General features: G+C 71.8%; 13 protein-coding genes. 6 read left to right on the forward strand and 7 right to left on the reverse strand.

Translation table 11 applies throughout. From position 1 onward, the window contains the following. Positions 1-473: helix-turn-helix domain-containing protein (locus AB0J69_RS52415; protein WP_364134580.1), on the forward strand; the 473-nt coding region annotated here is incomplete at its 5' end. A 193-nt stretch (positions 474-666) separates the two neighbouring features. On the opposite strand, the gene AB0J69_RS52420 is transcribed toward AB0J69_RS52415, so the two are convergent. Beyond that, positions 667-792, reverse strand: a complete 126-nt coding sequence (locus AB0J69_RS52420; RefSeq protein WP_364134583.1) for a hypothetical protein — start codon at positions 790-792, stop codon at positions 667-669. 247 nt (positions 793-1,039) lie between these two features. Next, positions 1,040-1,327, reverse strand: a complete 288-nt coding sequence (locus AB0J69_RS52425; RefSeq protein WP_364134586.1) for an STAS domain-containing protein — start codon at positions 1,325-1,327, stop codon at positions 1,040-1,042. A 599-nt stretch (positions 1,328-1,926) separates the two neighbouring features. Here AB0J69_RS52425 and AB0J69_RS52430 point away from each other — a divergent pair. Further along, the gene (locus tag AB0J69_RS52430; RefSeq protein ID WP_364134589.1) at positions 1,927-2,133 is read left to right on the forward strand and encodes a cold-shock protein; all 207 of its coding nucleotides are present in this window, start codon (positions 1,927-1,929) and stop codon (positions 2,131-2,133) included. A gap of 285 nt (positions 2,134-2,418) precedes the next feature. Next, complete coding sequence (locus AB0J69_RS52435) at positions 2,419-3,642, forward strand: DUF5994 family protein (protein ID WP_364134592.1); 1,224 nt, start codon at positions 2,419-2,421, stop codon at positions 3,640-3,642. A gap of 82 nt (positions 3,643-3,724) precedes the next feature. Here the strand turns inward: AB0J69_RS52435 and AB0J69_RS52440 are convergent, their stop codons facing one another. Both AB0J69_RS52440 and AB0J69_RS52445 read right to left on the reverse strand, forming a co-directional pair. Then, positions 3,725-5,266 carry an endonuclease/exonuclease/phosphatase family protein gene (locus tag AB0J69_RS52440; protein WP_364134595.1) on the reverse strand — a complete coding sequence of 514 codons (1,542 nt, stop codon included), beginning with the start codon at positions 5,264-5,266 and terminating at the stop codon, positions 3,725-3,727. 220 nt (positions 5,267-5,486) lie between these two features. Beyond that, positions 5,487-6,554, reverse strand: a complete 1,068-nt coding sequence (locus AB0J69_RS52445; protein WP_364134598.1) for a hypothetical protein — start codon at positions 6,552-6,554, stop codon at positions 5,487-5,489. 335 nt (positions 6,555-6,889) lie between these two features. Between AB0J69_RS52445 and AB0J69_RS52450 the strand changes: the two genes are divergently transcribed. Next, the gene (locus AB0J69_RS52450) at positions 6,890-9,463 is read left to right on the forward strand and encodes a tetratricopeptide repeat protein (protein WP_364134601.1); all 2,574 of its coding nucleotides are present in this window, start codon (positions 6,890-6,892) and stop codon (positions 9,461-9,463) included. Here AB0J69_RS52450 and AB0J69_RS52455 read toward each other — a convergent pair. Further along, entirely contained in the window at positions 9,382-10,758 is a 1,377-nt protein-coding gene (locus tag AB0J69_RS52455; protein ID WP_364134604.1) for a PP2C family protein-serine/threonine phosphatase, read from the reverse strand. The two genes, AB0J69_RS52450 and AB0J69_RS52455, sit on opposite strands and share 82 nt — an antisense overlap. A 137-nt stretch (positions 10,759-10,895) precedes the next feature. Here AB0J69_RS52455 and AB0J69_RS52460 point away from each other — a divergent pair, with 137 nt between their 5' ends. Together AB0J69_RS52460 and AB0J69_RS52465 are read left to right on the forward strand one after the other, a co-directional pair. Continuing rightward, the gene (locus tag AB0J69_RS52460; RefSeq protein ID WP_364134606.1) at positions 10,896-12,014 is read left to right on the forward strand and encodes a S1 family peptidase; all 1,119 of its coding nucleotides are present in this window, start codon (positions 10,896-10,898) and stop codon (positions 12,012-12,014) included. A gap of 52 nt (positions 12,015-12,066) precedes the next feature. Beyond that, positions 12,067-12,624, forward strand: coding sequence for an ABATE domain-containing protein (locus AB0J69_RS52465; RefSeq protein ID WP_364134609.1), 558 nt, complete (start codon positions 12,067-12,069; stop codon positions 12,622-12,624). Positions 12,625-12,634: 10 nt separating this feature from the next. Here AB0J69_RS52465 and AB0J69_RS52470 read toward each other — a convergent pair whose 3' ends face one another. Continuing rightward, on the reverse strand, positions 12,635-14,059 hold the full coding sequence (locus tag AB0J69_RS52470; RefSeq protein WP_364134612.1) for an FAD-binding protein: 1,425 nt from the start codon (positions 14,057-14,059) through the stop codon (positions 12,635-12,637). A gap of 124 nt (positions 14,060-14,183) precedes the next feature. Then, positions 14,184-15,536: a family 43 glycosylhydrolase gene (locus AB0J69_RS52475; RefSeq protein WP_364134614.1), complete on the reverse strand. Its 1,353-nt coding sequence runs from the start codon at positions 15,534-15,536 to the stop codon at positions 14,184-14,186. Positions 15,537-15,561: the final 25 nt, after the last annotated feature.

Below are 15,561 nucleotides of genomic sequence, written 5' to 3' on the forward strand. Positions count from 1 at the left end.
CCCCGGCCGCCGGCGGCCGGGGCCGTGACCCGGAGGCGGTGCGCGACTTCGAGCGGCGCTTCGCCGGCATGATGATCCAGACCGGCGTGCCCGCGATGGTGGCCAGGGTGCTCGCCACGCTGTTCACCGCCGACGCGGGAAGCTGCACGGCCGCGGAGCTCGCCGCGCTGCTGCAGGTGAGCCCGGCCTCCATCTCCAAGGCCGTCGGCTGGCTGGCGGCGCGCGGCCTGATCAGGCGCGAGCGCGACGGCCGCCGTGAGCGCTACCTGGTCGACGACCACATCTGGTACCGGACGTGGCAGGCCAGCATCCAGTCGATGACCATGTGGCGGGACTTCTCCCAGGAAGGCGCCGAACTGCTCGGGGACAACAGCCCGGCCGGCGCCCGGCTGCGCACCACGAGTCAGGTGTTCCAGGTGCTCGCCCATGACATGGCCGAGTCGGCCGAGCACTGGCGGCGAACCCTGCGCTGAGCTCCACCTGGCCCGTATGGGGGGCGACGGCGGCCCGTGCGGCCTGCGTGCCGTCGTTCACCGTCACCCGCGAACGGGGCGAAAGGAGGAGGAATGAAGGGGTGACCTCGACTTCGCCGGCAGTTCCTCCTCGTTGCTCGCTTACGTGCCGGACCGCATCAGAGTGCCGGTCGGCGGGGTAGGGGCGCGATCGTCACAGCTTCACGAGCTTCGCGTAAGGTGCGACGATGCGGTACGTCTCCGAGCCGAAGTCGACGAGAATCGCAAGGTTCTGCTCCACGGCGATGACCCGGCCGAGGCCGTATTTGTCGTGGCTCACCTGGTCTCGCACCTCGTACTGCTCGACAGGAGGCGGAGGGGCTTCGGGGACGTTGAAGGGGCTTCCGGGGAGTCGGCGCCGGGACGCGGCTTGAGTAGGCCTCATTAGTGCAAGTATGCGCCCTATCTCCTAGTAAAGCGACCGTTGACGTGGGATGACATCGGGCTCCCGAGCCGGGACGGCGGGGGGAACACGTCGTCGCCAGCAGCAGCGTACAGCGCGGACCTGCGATCCGGCCGGGTGTTCGTCACCCTTCTATCAAGAAGCCTCTGCCCAGCCCGGTGATGCGCAGCATCGTGGACATGCGGGGGGACGGCGCGGTCAGGACGACGGTGATGCCCATGGATCGCGCGCGACGTTGCACCCCGACCAGCACGGCCAGCCCGGAGACGTCGCTGAACGCCAGGCCTGACACGTCCAGGACGAGGAACTCGCGGCTCCGGTCCAACTCGTCCATCAACCGGGTGCGCAGAGCCTTGCTGGTGAAGATGTCGATCTCGCCGGACAGGTGAACGGTGGTGCATGGCTCGACCATGCTGGGAGGCGTAGCGCCAAGGATCGTCATGGATGCTCCGATCGTAGGAGTGGAAGCCGGGGCGGCGACAGGATCGGGCATGTGGGTGTCGAACGCGCCTGCCCGCATGCGGATCGGGGTCGCGTGCCTCGCGCCTGAAGGTGGTGCCTGAGCCTCTGAGGGTGGTGGCTGAGCCGCACCACGGAATGGAGCCCGGAATGGAGCCCGGAATGGAGCATGGAGGACACGTGGCGGCTTGTGGTGGATGCGAGATGCCGGCGCCATGATCGCCCGCCCGTCCAGACCCCTGCGGGGCCACATGCTGTCTTTCGCCGTGGGCGACGCCAACCCGAATGCCAACGCACGAAGTGTCCTCGGTAGCCCCAGACTACCCCTCCAGGGTCCGCCTGTGGGTCTCATGTCGCGGTTCGCTGCGAGGGTGTGCTAGGCTGAAGGAGTTGCAGTTGTGGTACCCATAAAGACTTCGTGTGCGCCTGGGAGATTACAATCTTCTGGGCGCTTTTTGTTTGCCGGTCATTTCCGGATGGGCTCATCGCGGGCGACACGGGTTTCGCACGGTGCGAACCCTGTGCTTATGCACGTATCTGAAGGAGATAGACATGGCTACTGGAACCGTGAAGTGGTTCAACTCGGAAAAGGGCTTCGGCTTCATCGCGCAGGACGACGGCGGCGCCGACGTCTTCGCTCACTACTCCAACATCGTCGCCAACGGCGGCTACCGTGAGCTGGTCGAGGGGCAGAAGGTTTCCTTCGACGTCGTGCAGGGCCAGAAGGGCCCGCAGGCGGAGAACATCGTCACCGCCTGACACCGGCGCGTGGCATGAGATCGGGCCCGCATCCCTCCGGGGGTGCGGGCCTGACCCATGTCCGGGCGATCCCTCGCGCCGGGCGGGCAGGCGCGCCGCGCCCCCCGAGGCCCCATGGGACGGATCGGGCGGCGTAGGCTGAATTCACCTGGGATATTTTGCACGCCGGCAGCCGCGTCGGCGTCGCCTCAGGCCCAGCCGGCCCCTTCACGCCGGAGACAGGCGGCACACGAGATGCCGAACCACCAGCCATCGGTCATACCCATCGCTCTCCAGCCGGCCCGGGTGTTCCTGGAGCCCACGCTGACCAGGGATGGAACGCTCGACGGGGCCTGGTGGCCGTACTCCACCGACCTCCACCACGAACTTCCCGCTCTCATCCGCCTCCTGCAGGACCGGCTCGGCCCGATCCTCCGGGTCCGGCTCGACGTGGCGGCATGGGACGAGGTCCCGCTCCACCTGTTCGTCGATGGACGATTCCTGCGCATCAGCGGCCTGTCGGCGACCCCCAACACGATCAGGATGATCCGCGGCAACGAGGACGGATTCCTGCTCCTGGTGATCCCACCGGACACCGCCGTCCCCGTGGCGACCGCCGCGATGAGAAGCGCCGCCCGTACGGGCAACACGCTGTCCGCGCACGAGATCCTCACCAACTGCCGTCCGGCCTCCTCCGCAGGGGGCACGAGGATGCGCCGCTACCGCGACTCCGACGGGGAAGCCGTGCTCGCGCTGATCGACGCGGACCGCCTGCCCGGCCAGCCGGCCTGCACGCCCGCCGAGCTCGACGAGGCCATGGCCGGAACGTCCCGTCGTGACCCCGTTCCCTGGGCCGATCTCGAACACCCCAGAACCGACGTCCTGGTCGATCCGGACGGCCGCGTCATGGGTGCGGTCTCCCACACGGTGCACCGGGACGACGGCAGCGGGCAGATCCTGTGGTTGCACGGGCGGGAGATCCTCGACGTGGTGGACGAGCTCGTCGGCCACGCCCTGCGCGAACTCGACGCCAGGACCGTCGTCCACGCCTTCACCGCCGCGGTCGGACTGGGGGTCGCCGCGCTGCCGGTGGGCCGCCGGCCGATCACCACGAAGGTGCTGGAGCACGCCGGCTTCACGGGGCGGAACACCTGGCGATACCTGCGCCGCACCATGCCGCGCGACCCTGATGCCACGGCATCCCCGCTGGTGGAGGTGGTCAGGAGCGAGACGCCGCCCGGATGGTGGCTCAAGGCCCGGGGCGACGGCTGCTCGGCTGAGCTCGTCGTCCAGGAGCCCGTGGGAGGTCTCGGGATCCTGTGGTGGTTCGGCGCGGACGCGTGCCAGGCCGACGAGACGCTGGAGCACGATCTGCTCCAGGAGGCGGATCGCCTCCTCCGCGACCATGGCGCGTCAGAGACGATCCTGTACGTGGCCGGCACCCCCACCTGGCCTCTGTTCGAGGCCGCCGGCTTCGCGGAGATCGACCACCTCGTCTCCTACGTCCGCCGGACCGTCCCCACCGGCTGACCGCCCGGCCCGGTACGCCCCGACGGGCCCGTGCCGCATCGGGGCGCCTGCCGGCCCTGGCGACCTGACCGGGGAGACGTGGTCAGGAGGGGCGGAACGTGGTGAGCACGGCGGCGTGGTCGGAGGTCCAGTCGTTGCCCCGGTGGTCGGGTACGGCCGTCGGCGTGCCCTCGACCACGGCCTCGGAGCCGGTCACCCGCAGCGGGCCCGCGTAGTAGACGAAGTCGATCCGGTCCTGCGGCTCGGGCTCGCCCTTGTGCGAGTCGTGGCCGTAGCCGCCGGTGAACACCGGATAGATCGGCGACCAGGTGATCCCCGGCGCGGACACCGAGTCAGGGTTCGCCACCCGGTAGGAGTCCCGCAGCCCCGCCTGCGCGGGCAGCACCGAGGTCGGCCACGGGACCGTGGTGTAGCCGCACCGGCGCGTGGCCGCGGTCCAGTCAAGGTGGGACGGGGCGTTGAAGTCGCCCGTCAGCAGCACCGGCGTGCGCCCTGCCGCGGCCAGGTCCGGGCGCATCTCCTGCAACACAGCCTCGATCTGGGGCGTGCGGCCGGAGCGCTCCTCGTTGGCCAGCAGCTCTTCCTGGGTCATCTTGCCGAAGCACGCGTCGTAGGGGCCGTACGGGGTGTAGCCGAGGTGGACGTTCCACACCACCACGTCCTGGCGCTCGCCGATCCGCACCCGGACCTTCGTCGCCACCGACAGCGGGCCGCCGTCCACGGGCGCCTTGCGCTCGGTGATCGGGTACCGGCTGATCACGCCCAGGTCGGTGCCCGCCTGGTGGTAGTCCCAGCCCAGCGCTTCGGCCAGCTCGCGGGTGGAGGCGGCCGAGGTCTCCTGGAGACCCACGACGTCCACGTCGGACCGGAGCAGGAACCGCAGCTCCTTCTCCCGGCCGCCGTCGACCTGGCTGCCGCCGTGCCACAGGTTGAAGCTCATCGCCTTGAGCTCGGGCACCAGGTCCTCGCCGGGCCGGCGGACGTCGATGCCGATCGTGGCCGTGCTCGTCTCGGCGCGCGCGTTGCGGGCCTCGACGCGCAGCGGCTCCGGGCGCAGCGAGTCGCGTACGCGCGGCGTCCCGGTGACCTTCCCGTCGGCCGACACGGTGGCCCACTGCGGCCCGGCGATCTTGCGGAAGGTGAGGCCGTCGGTGTCCCCGCGGACCAGGCCGCCCACCGTCGCCTCGTACGGTTCGAGGGCGCGGGCGTTGCGCAGGCCGAAGGCGTCGGTGATGAAGTGCAGCGGGGCGTTGCTCATGATTCGTACCTTCACCGGTGTGGCGAGCCACTGGTAGCCGTCCTTCGCCAGGGCGAAGACGATGTAGTTGCCCGGCTCCAGCCCGTCGGTCGGCAGCGTGGCCGCACCGCTTCCGCCGGTGATGTAGGTCCAGCGCAGCGAGGGGCCGACGAACTTCTCGTCCACCGGGCCGTTGCCGGGGTCGGTGTAGAGGCCGAGCCAGTTGGTCGGGTCGGGGGTCGGGGTGGTGTACGTCGCCGTGATCGGCTCCCCGCTGCGTACGGCCGGTGAGGCGACCGTCAGCGTGCCGCCGGGCGATGCCGACGCGGGGATGACGTAAGTGAACAGGACGAGCATCGCTGATCCGAGCGACGTGAGCCAACGCATCCGTGCCTCCTTGACTGACATCGAGAAGCGTGGACCGGACTGGTGACGATCATGTGTACGGGCCGTGGCACGTCGTTTGCGCCCGGAGGAAACCATAGCTATGGCAGGGTCTGGGGTGAATCGTCCGGCTTCTGACGGACCCTGGCATGACCACGAGACCGACGAGACCGCCGGCCGAGCGACCCCGCCCCGGTCGTTCTCCGGGGCGAGGGTGTCGCGGTCAGCCGGGGGTCTGCGGCTTCCAGAGCACGACGCGCTGCTCGTTGCCGGGGTACGTCGCCGCTCCCACGATCTCGCCCCCGAGGTTGATGGCGTTGACGGCCGTCGCCGTGCCTCCCGCCGGGTCCGGCAGCCGGACCGGCGCCTGGGCGGGGTCGGTCCACACCGCCGGGTGCGCGGTGCCGGCCGGGTCGCAGGCGTGGGTTCCGACGACCACGCCGTCGTCGTTGATGGCCGTCGGCCGGGCCAGGCCGCCGCCGTCCTCGACGCGGCTCATGCCCGTCGCGCTGCTCCACACGAACCCGGCCTGGAGCACGCCGTCCGCGCCCAGCGCCGACTGGCCGACGACCTGGCCGCCGTTGTTGAGGCCGGTGGCCTGGCTCCAGATGCCGCCCAGCGTGCCGAGCTCCGTGACGGCGCCGTTCGCCCAGAGGAAGGCGCGCTGCGTCTGCTGGTTCGCGGGCAGGCCCGGCGTCTCCGTACGGCGATGGGTGCCGGCGATCTGACCGGCCGTGTTGACGTCCACGGCGCTGCTGCCCGTGACGACATTCAGGTCCGTCTTCACGCCGTTCTCGAATTTGAACGCCCTGGTACGCAGGACGCCATCGGGCCGCGTGGAGACATATTCCCCGACGACGACGCTCTGACTGACGTCCTTGGGCGAGGTGTACCCGCCGAAGCTGCCCAGATCCTGAATGACCCCGTCGTGCCACAGGAAGGCGTGTCCCTTTTCCTCGGTCGTGTAGCTGTTGCCGACGACCCGGCCGTCCTCGTCGATGGCCGAGGCGCCGCTCGTGGGGCCGCCGAGCGTGCCCACGTCGATGACCTGGCCGTCGTCCCAGACCATCGCCTGGGGGCGGCCGAGCACGTTCCTCGTCCAGCCGGTGATCTGCCCCTGGTCGTTGATGTCGAGCGCGGAGCCGGCCACGCCCAGGTCGATGGCCTGCCACTGGTCGGTGGTCACCGGGCAGGCGCTCGCCGCGGCCTGGCCCGGGTCGAGTGTCTGCCCTGCCGACGCCACGATGAGAGCGCCTGCCAGGACGGTGATGCTCTTGCGTGTGGATCCCATGATCACCCCGTTGGCGGAGGAACAAAGCGATCACAACGTAAATGCGCCACCGGTCTTCGCCAATACTCCGAATGCGCGAGAAATCTGTGAATAAAGGCACAGGACAAATGGGGTTGGCGGCATTTTGTCCGGGCAGAATTCGGGTTCTGCGGACAAGTATTAGCGGGTTGAAAGCGGAACGTCGCAATCCGCCTCGCCGGGCAGGGCCTCGGGGCGGATCGGTAGCGGCCGGATGATCGTTTGCGATATCGGTGTGTGCCGGTTCAGTTACTGACTCGTGAGCTGATGGCGTACGTACGGCTGGATGACGGGCGGGCGGCGGCGGGCGGCGGCCGATGAGGCGCCGGGTGTGGGTGCTGGACGCCGCCTCCGCGGTCCTGGTGGTGGCGATCGGGGTCGCGACCAACCAGGTGCTCAACGACGGTCAGTGGGCCTGGTGGTGGCTGGCCGGGGACCTGGTGCTGGCCGGGGTGGCCGCGGTGGTCACCCACAGGATCGCGGTCGCGCGGGGCGAGGGTGACGCTCCGGTGTTGTGGCCCGCCCTCGCCGGCCCCGACGGCAAGCCCAAGCCCCTGGACCAGGTGACCCCGCGCGACCTCGGGGTGCACGCCAGCCGCTTCGCCACGGACGGCCGGGCCGCCCCGTACATCCCGCGCGAGATCGACGGCGTGCTGGCGGCGGCGCTCACCGGCGGCGACGGCCGGCGCCTCCTCGTCGTACGCGGGCCACGGCTGGCCGGCACCACCGCCGCGCTGGCGCACGCGGTGCTGACCCACCTGCCCGGCCGCTACCGGATGGTGGCCTACCACGACGATCCCCGCCAGCCGATCAGCCGGATGATCGAACACGCCGCCCGCCACGCCGATGACGGCGGCGGCGCGGTGCTCTGGCTGGAGGGCCTGCCGGAGCACCGCGTCAACGAGCTGGCGGCGACCTCGCCCGAGGACCTCCCGCCGCGCCTGTGGCTGGCGGTCACCCTCGCCGACGGCACCGCGCTGCGGCAGGTGGTGGCCGACTTCCTCGACCGGTACGCGGTGCGGGCCGAGCTGCGGGCGATCACGCCGGGCGAGCGCGGCGCGCTGGTGGCCGCCGACGCCTACGCGGACCTTCGCCCGGTCCTCGCTGAGGGGCACGACGTGCTGATGGGGCGGCTCATGGTCTCCTGGGAGGAGATCCGCGACGCCCTGAACCGCGACGGGGAGCAGGCCACCGACCGGGTGGCGTTGCTGCGCGCGGTCGCCGACTGGTACCGCCTGCGCCTGGACACCTGGCGCCTGCTCACCGGCGACATCCTGGACCACCTGTTCCAGGGCTACCGGCGCGAGATCGCCGGCCTGCCGCCCGGCGCTCCGGTGCCCGTGACCGGCTACCGCCCGGCCCTGAAGTGGGCCATGGCCACCGGCAGCCGCCGGCCTCGCCTGATCCAGCGGAAGTCCTCCGGCCCGGGCCGTTTCTACGCCCCGCACCCGCTGCTGACCGCCATCGCCGACGAGACGTCGGATCCGGCCCGCTGGCCCGTCCACGACGCCCTGTGGGACTACGTCGACCGGTACTTCGAGGGGGATCAGCGCCGCGACGTCGGCTACCTCGCCGTGGAGCGGGAGGCGTATCCGGCGGCATGCAGGTTGCTGGACCACACCGACACCACCGGGCTCGACCCGGCGATCCTCTGCCGGCTCAGCTTCCGGTTGAAGGAGACCGGTGAGATCGATCAGGCGCGACGCTGGTTCGTCAGGACGATCGAGACGGAGCACGATCACTACGCGCCGGAGGCGATGTACGAGCTCGGCCTGATGGAGAAGCAGCACGGCAATTTCGATGAGGCCCGCCACTGGTACCGCGAGGCGATCGCCGACGGCCATCCCGAGCATGCGTCACGGGCGAAGTGCAGCCTCGGGCTGCTGGAGAAGCAGCAGGGCGATCTCGATCAGGCCCGGCACTGGTTCGGCGAGGCGATCGCCACCGGGCACCGCGACCACGCCCCCTGGGCCATGGTCCATCTCGCCCTCTTGCTGATGGAGCAGGCTGAGTTCGACGCCGCTCGCCTTTGGTCCCATGAGGCGATCGCCACCGGCCATCGCGACCACGCACCCAACGCGCTGGTCAACCTCGGGTGGCTGGAAGAGCAGCAGGGCGATCTCGGGGAGGCGCGGCGCCGGTATCGGGAGGCGATCGCCACCAGGCACGCCGACGAGGCACCCGTAGCGATGCGCAACCTCGCAGTGCTCGAGTGGAAGGACGGGCAGCTCGAAGAGGCGCGGCACTGGTATCGCGAGGCGGTCGCCACGGGGCATGCCGAGGAGGCGCCCAAGGCGATGATCAGCCTCGCAGTGCTGGCCAATGCCCAGGAGGACATCGGAGAGGCCAGGCGCTGGTACCGCGCGGCGGTCGCCACCGGGCACGCCGACGAGGCGCCCGCCGCGATGCGGACCCTCGGGTGGCTGGCGGAGCGGTGGAACGACCTCGAACAGGCGCGGCGCTGGTTCCGCCGGGCGATCGCCACGGGGCATGCCGAGGAGGCGCCCAAGGCGATGCGCAACCTCGGCGCGCTCGAAGCGGACCGAGGGGATCCGGAGCAGGCGCGCCACTGGTACCGCGCGGCGATCGCCAGCGGCCACCCCGAAGAGGCGCCCCTCACGATCTACAACCTCGCGTTGCTGGAGGAGCGCCGGGGGGACGGCGAGCTGGCGCGGTGCCTGTACCGCGAGGCGATCGCCACCGGCCATCCCGAGGCACGGGAGCTGGCCGAGCAGCGGCTTCGTGACCTGGGGCGGCAGGAGGAGGAGCTGCGACGGGCCACGCACCACGCGGAGTACGGCTACCTGGCCTACGCCGACCCGTCGATGATGCGCCCATCCGCGCCCGACCCCGAGGAATCCCTGCCGGAGGCCGAATCGCCGCCGCAGTAGCCACCGGACGGTGCACCGTCGTGCTCCGGGGGGAGGCCGGTCAGCGCCTCGGTCTCCCTCCGGGAATAGGGGGAGCCGGGCCATTCGACGAGCACGACGGTGGCGTCGTCGCGGAGCCGGCGTTCGTGGTAGTCGAGGTGGTGGTGGATCAGGCGGCGCAACGTCTCGGGCACCGGGAGCTCGTCGGCCTGGTGCCGGATGAGGAAGTCGGTGAACCGCTCCATGCCGAACTCCTCACCGTGCTGGTTACGCGCTTCGGTGATGCCGTCGGTGTAGAGCAGGAGCCGGTCGCCGGGTTGCAGCTGCGCGTGGCACACGGTCACCGGCAGGTGCAGGCCGGTGCCGGTCGGCGAGCCGGGCGGGCACTCCAGCTCGATGGTGGCGCGTCTGCGGACGATGACCGGCGGATGGTGGCCGCAGTTGACCCAGGCCAGGTCACCGCTGGGGATGTCCAGCTTGGCGATGACGCCGGTGGCGAACCGCTCGCCGCCGAACTGCCCCGTGAGAGCCTCGTCGATCTTGGCCGCCCCCAGGGCGAGCCCGTCGCCCTCGTGGCGGCTGTTGCGCAGGGTCGTCAGCGCGAGGTTGGCGGTCAGGCCGGCCGCGGTGTCGTGTCCCATCGCGTCGAATATCGCCAGGTGTGCGGTACGGCCCTCGAACGCGTAGTCGTACACGTCGCCGCTGACGTCGTACGCGGGCTCCATCACCGCGCTGATCACCAGCCGGTCGGTGGCGAACGTGCGCTGCGGCATGAGCCGCCACTCCATCTCCGCCGACACGCTCATCCGCCGGCGCCGTACCAGCCTGGCGTAGGTGTCGCTCAGCGGGCGCTTGGAGACCACCAGCAGGGCCACCAGCCCGGCCAGGCGCTCCATGTCCAGCAGCACCTCGGGATCCACCGCGGGAACCGCGATCCGCAGGACGCCCAGCCGGTCGGTGCCGTCCACCAGCGGCACCCACCACTGCTCCGGGTCGCGCACCGTGGCCGGCAGGATCTTCCCGTGCTGGAACGCCCGGCCCGCCACCGTCCCCTCGATGCCGATCTCGTCCCGCTCGGGCGTCCCGGCGGGGGCCGGCTGGGAGACCAGCGGGGAGAGCACCTCCTGTTGCAGGTCCGCCAGGTAGATCAGCACCTCGCGCAACCCCACCCGGCGGGCGTGCTCGGAGACCAGCTCCGGGATCTGCTCCAGCGTGGAGGTGTGGCTCGCGGAGATCAGGGCGCCGAACATCGCCGCCCGCGCCGCCGCCGACCCCGTTGTCTCGGAGCCGGAAGCCGAAGCATTGTGAGCGGTCATGCACCTACCGTAACCATTCGGGTCGCGGCGGGCGGGCGTCCGCCCCCCATATCACCGTGACCCGGGGGCAAATGGTAGGTCCGGCGGGGCGGCCGTCCGGCTTACGGTGGCGGCAGGGCTTGGCTCAGGAGGTCCGCATGAAGTCCTTCCGCTCGGTCGCCGCCGCGGTGGCCGCCACGCTCGTCCTCACCGGCACGCCCGTCCGCGCCGCACCCGTCCCCGCCGCATCCCCCGAGATGGTGCGGGCCATGCGGCGCGATCTCGGGCTCACCGCCGAGCAGGCCGCCTCCCGCCTGGTCGCCGAGGAGCGCGCCCGCCGGGCGGAGCCGGCCCTGCGCGGTCTGCTCGGGCCCCGCTTCGGCGGCGCCTGGCTGGCGGCGGACGGATCGTTCGTCGTCGCCACCGCCGACGCGGCCGACGCACCGGCCATTGCCGCCTCGGGAGCCCGGCCCAGGGTCGTCGCCCGGCCGCTCGCCGCGCTCGAAGCCACGCGGGACCTCCTCGATCGGGCCGCGCATCGGGCCGGCCCCGGGGTGCACGGCTGGTACGTGGACGAGCCCGCCAACGACGTCGTGGTGCTGGCCGCCGACCAGGCGAGCGGCGCCGCCTTCGTCTCCGGCAGCAAGGCCGACCCCTCCGTCGTACGCGTGCGGACCTCGGCCGCCCGCCCCGTCCCGTACGCCGACATCCGCGGCGGCGACACCTTCGTCGTCCAGGGCAAGGGGCGCTGCATCGTCGGCTTCACGGTACGGCGCGGCACCACCGGCGGGTTCCTCACCGCCGGGCACTGCGGCCAGCGGGGAGACGTCGCCCTGACCGGCTACGGAGGCACCCCGATCGGCGTCTTTGAGGCATCCTCCTACCCGGGCGACGACTACGCCTGGGTGTCGCTCCACCCGGGCTGGACCCCACGCGGCACCGTGGTCGGCCTCGGCGCCGAACGCCCCGTACGCGGCGCGGCGCCGGCCCCGGTGGGGTCGTCCGTCTGCCAGGCCACCCCGGCCACCGGCTGGCACTGCGGCATCCTCCAGCAGCGCAACGTCACCGTCGTCTACCCCGGCGGCACCGTCACCGGCCTGGTGCGCACCAGCGTGTGCGCGGAGCCGGGGACGTCGGGTGCGCCGTTCCTGTCCGGGGACCAGGCCCAGGGCATGACCTCCGGCGGCTCCGGCAACTGCTCAACCGGCGGCACCACGTACTTCCAGCCGGTCGCGGAGCCCCTGTCGGCCTTCGGGCTCACGCTGGTCACCAGCTGAGCGGCGGTCCCGGCGATTGCGCGGGCTTCGCATCACCTGTCAAACTGGTGATGTGAAGCATGTGTTCCTTTGCGGCAACCCCGCGCTCGACCTCGCCTGCACGCTCCGGGCGCGCCGCACGGAGCGCTTCGAGACGCTCGACGCCCCCGACCGGCTCGACGCCTGGTACCTGGAGTCCGGCCTCGTCGACGCCGTCTCCCCCTGCCGGGACACGGATCTGGCCCGGGCCGTGGCGGTTCGGGAGGCGATCTACGCGCTGGTCACCGCCCGGCTGGCCGGTGACGGATATGACGGCGAGGCGCTCGCCCTGGTGAACGAGGCCGCCCGCGAGCCCGCGGCGGCGCCGCAGCTGACGGCCGAGGGGCGGTGGGTCGAGGCGACCCCGGCCCAGGCGCTGTCCACCGTGGCCCGGCATGCCGTCGAGCTGCTCAGCGGGCCGGACGTGCCGCTGATGAAGGAGTGCGCCAACCCCGAGTGCACCAAGGTCTTCATCGACCGGTCGCGGGGCGGGCGGCGGGAGTGGTGCGGCATGGAGTCGTGCGGCAACAAGATCAAGGCGGCTGCGTACCGGGCGCGCAAGAAGGAGGCCCAGGTGGCGGGCACGCGCTGACGCCGGCCGGTCAGGCGGGTCGCGGGGGACGGATGGCGTGCGGGAAGTGGAAGAGGTCGCCGGGGTCGTAGCGGGCCTTGACCGTGCGCAGGCGATCGAGGTGCTCGCCGTAGTAGGCGCGTGCCCAGTCGGGCTGGCGTGCGGAGACGTGGTTCTGGTACGCCTGCCCCGTCGCCCACGGCCGCAGGTCGTGCCACAGCCGGGCGGTCCAGTCGCGCGCCGCCAGCGTCGCGCCGAGACCCGTGCGGGCGTCCGCCCAGGCGCGGACCCACATGCCGAACCGGCAGTCGCGGTGCGCCCAGGCCGTCCCCTCGGCGCGGCCGAGCGCCCCGCCCTGCAACTCGATCACGCAGTCCCGCCGCCCGCCGCCCTCGGGCTCGGCGCCGCGGGCCAGCGCTCGTGTCAGTACGCCCACCGCCTCCGGGGGCAGCGGCCGGTCGAGCAGGTGGTCGGCCTGGAAACAGGGCCCGGACGCCCCGGCCATGCCCTCCCGGGAGAAGCACCACAGGAGCTCGGTCGCCTCCGGATACCGGGACGAGTGCGCCCTGACCCCGGCCGGGCCGGTCCCCATGGCCCGGGTCAGGCCCACCAGCAGGTGCGCGGCCTCCCGCCTCGGGCCGCACCACACGGCCGCCACGACGGCCTGCCCGGGGCCGGGCCGCAGGACGAGCTGGGTGAACATGCGGTCGGGCACGGTCAGCGCCCAGTCCTGCCACGCCGCCACCAGGTCCGGGCTCCAGGGCCATTCGAGCAGGAACGTGTGCACGTCGGGAGCCGGATGGGTGCCGAACACCAGCGACGTGACGATCCCGAACCCGGCCGTCCCCGCGCCGCGCAGCGCGAAGAACAGGTCCGCGTGGGCGTCCGGGCCGCACGTCTCCATGCGGCCGTCGGCGAGCACCACCTCCGCCTGGAGCAGGTGGTCCATCGTCAGCCCGTAGGCGCGGCCGACCGTCCCGATGCCGCCGCCCAGCGTCAGCCCCGCGATGCCGACGTCCGGGCACGTGCCCAGGGGCAGCAGGCGGTCGTGCCGGTCGAGTACCCGTGCCACCTCGCCCGCCCTGGCCCCCGCTCCCACCCGGGCGACGTCCTGGTCCACCGTGACCCCGGACATCGGGGAGACGTCGATGACCAGCCCGGGTCCGGTCGAGTAGCCGGCGTAGCCGTGGCCGCCGGAGCGGGGGTGCGGCCGCAGCCGGTGCCGGCGCGCGAACAGCACCGCCTCGCGCACGTCCCGGGGGTCGGCGCACCGCACCACCCCGAGCGGCCGGACCAAGCCGAACCGGGGATCGGCGATCCGCCGCGCCTGCTCGTAGCCGGGGTCGCCGGGCAGGAGCACCGGCCCGCGTACGCGTCTCCGGAGCGCCTGCCAGTCATCCGCCGCGGGCCGGCGCGACCTCGTCACGGCCACCCCCATGACCTGTGTCCGTTTCATTACTTTCAGCAATCATACGGACACAAGGGGTGCCGTCCGGCTTCAGGGCGCGCTCTGCCGGAGGAGGCGGCGGGGGCTCGGAGGCGACGAGGCCGGAGCCCTTGCGGGCGGCCGTCCCCGACGGTCAGTCGTTGACCGTGTGCCCGTGGTTGCGGCGCTGGACGTACAGGCGGTTGCCCTCGGGGCCGGTCCATTCCACCCGTACGACACCGGCCACCGCGGCGTCGCCGATGCGCGACGGGTCGGACCAGTAGCCGAAGTTGGGGTTGCGGAAGAACGTCGCCCACACCTGGCCGCTGCGATCGGCGAAGAAGTTGTTGTGGCCGGCGCCGACACCCGCGGTCCACCGCCTGGAATAGGGGCCCTCGAAACTGTCCGCGACGGCGACGACCGCGTCGTACTGGTACTGCACGCGGCCGGCGCCGGGCGTGGCGTAGGCGTATCGCGTGGTGCCGTCGGGGTCGGTCGAGGAACGGTTCCACGCGGCGTGCAGGAGGTAGTACTTGCCGCCGTGCTTGAACACGTACGCGCCTTCGAGGTACGGCTCGGGTGCGTACGGCACCTGCTGGAACGTGGGCAGGTCGGTCGTCGGGACGATGTCCTCCATGTCGTCCCGGAACTTCGCGTACAGGTGGTTGTGCAGCACCAGCCAGGCGTCATCGCCCTCGGCGTAGAGGCTGCCGTCGATGTGGTGGTAGGCGCCCGGCTTGATGAAGGCGGGCCCGCCGATGAAGGACTCGCCGAAGGGCTTGTCGAGGTTGCCCTCCACCAGCCGGTACGGGCCCTCGACCCCGCCCTCGCTCACCAGCATGAACGAGCCGACCTTCTGGGAGTGGTCGCCCATGCACGCCACGATGTACCACTTGCCGCGGAAGTAGTGCACCTCCGGGGCCCAGGCCTCGCCCCGCTTGCCGAACCGGTCGTCGGTCCAGTACTCCTGCCACGGGGCCACGACCGTGCGTCCCGGCCGGTTCTCGCCCACGAACTCCGGCGACCACACCTTGCCCTTCTCGGCGCCGGGCCGGATGCCGGTGGTGTCGGCCAGCCGCCACGGCCCCCGCAGGGACGGGGACACCCACACGAAGATGCCGTCGTTCCACGGGGCGGCGGCTTCGAGGCCGGGCACCCGCGTGGTGCCGGTGGCGACATAGACCGGGCGGCCGTTGACGACGAAGCAGTTGACGTAGGTGTCCCGCATCCAGACCCGGCCGAGCGCCTCGTCACGGGGGCGCAACTCGAGCGGGAGGATGAAGGAGTTGTCCTCGCGCGGCCACAGGTCCAGCCGGGTGTCGGCGAGGCCGTAGGGCTCCGGCTCGGGCCAGTTCGGCGGGTAGCGCCGCTTCGCCGCGGCCTCGGCGGGCGCCGCCTGCGCCGCCTGGGCGGCGGCCATGGGAAGCGCCGCCGCTCCCAAGAAACCGGCCGCACCGGTCAGCAACGACCGCCGGTTCACGTGCAACCCGTTCTCAGAATCAGCCATCTGTCACGTCCTCCTGCAATCGACG

Origin of the sequence: Nonomuraea sp. NPDC049709, assembly GCF_040674815.1 — a bacterium.
In the GTDB taxonomy this organism is placed as follows: domain Bacteria; phylum Actinomycetota; class Actinomycetes; order Streptosporangiales; family Streptosporangiaceae; genus Nonomuraea.

What these genes read in the sequence shown, in the direction of transcription:
- AB0J69_RS52425 (WP_364134586.1), bottom strand. Translation starts at nt 1,327, where the DNA reads ATGGTCGAGCCATGCACCACCGTTCACCTGTCCGGCGAGATCGACATC.
- AB0J69_RS52430 (WP_364134589.1), top strand. Translation starts at nt 1,927, where the DNA reads ATGGCTACTGGAACCGTGAAGTGGTTCAACTCGGAAAAGGGCTTCGGC.
- AB0J69_RS52440 (WP_364134595.1), bottom strand. Translation starts at nt 5,266, where the DNA reads ATGCGTTGGCTCACGTCGCTCGGATCAGCGATGCTCGTCCTGTTCACT.
- AB0J69_RS52445 (WP_364134598.1), bottom strand. Translation starts at nt 6,554, where the DNA reads ATGGGATCCACACGCAAGAGCATCACCGTCCTGGCAGGCGCTCTCATC.
- AB0J69_RS52450 (WP_364134601.1), top strand. Translation starts at nt 6,890, where the DNA reads ATGAGGCGCCGGGTGTGGGTGCTGGACGCCGCCTCCGCGGTCCTGGTG.
- AB0J69_RS52455 (WP_364134604.1), bottom strand. Translation starts at nt 10,758, where the DNA reads ATGACCGCTCACAATGCTTCGGCTTCCGGCTCCGAGACAACGGGGTCG.
- AB0J69_RS52460 (WP_364134606.1), top strand. Translation starts at nt 10,896, where the DNA reads ATGAAGTCCTTCCGCTCGGTCGCCGCCGCGGTGGCCGCCACGCTCGTC.
- AB0J69_RS52470 (WP_364134612.1), bottom strand. Translation starts at nt 14,059, where the DNA reads ATGAAACGGACACAGGTCATGGGGGTGGCCGTGACGAGGTCGCGCCGG.
- AB0J69_RS52475 (WP_364134614.1), bottom strand. Translation starts at nt 15,536, where the DNA reads ATGGCTGATTCTGAGAACGGGTTGCACGTGAACCGGCGGTCGTTGCTG.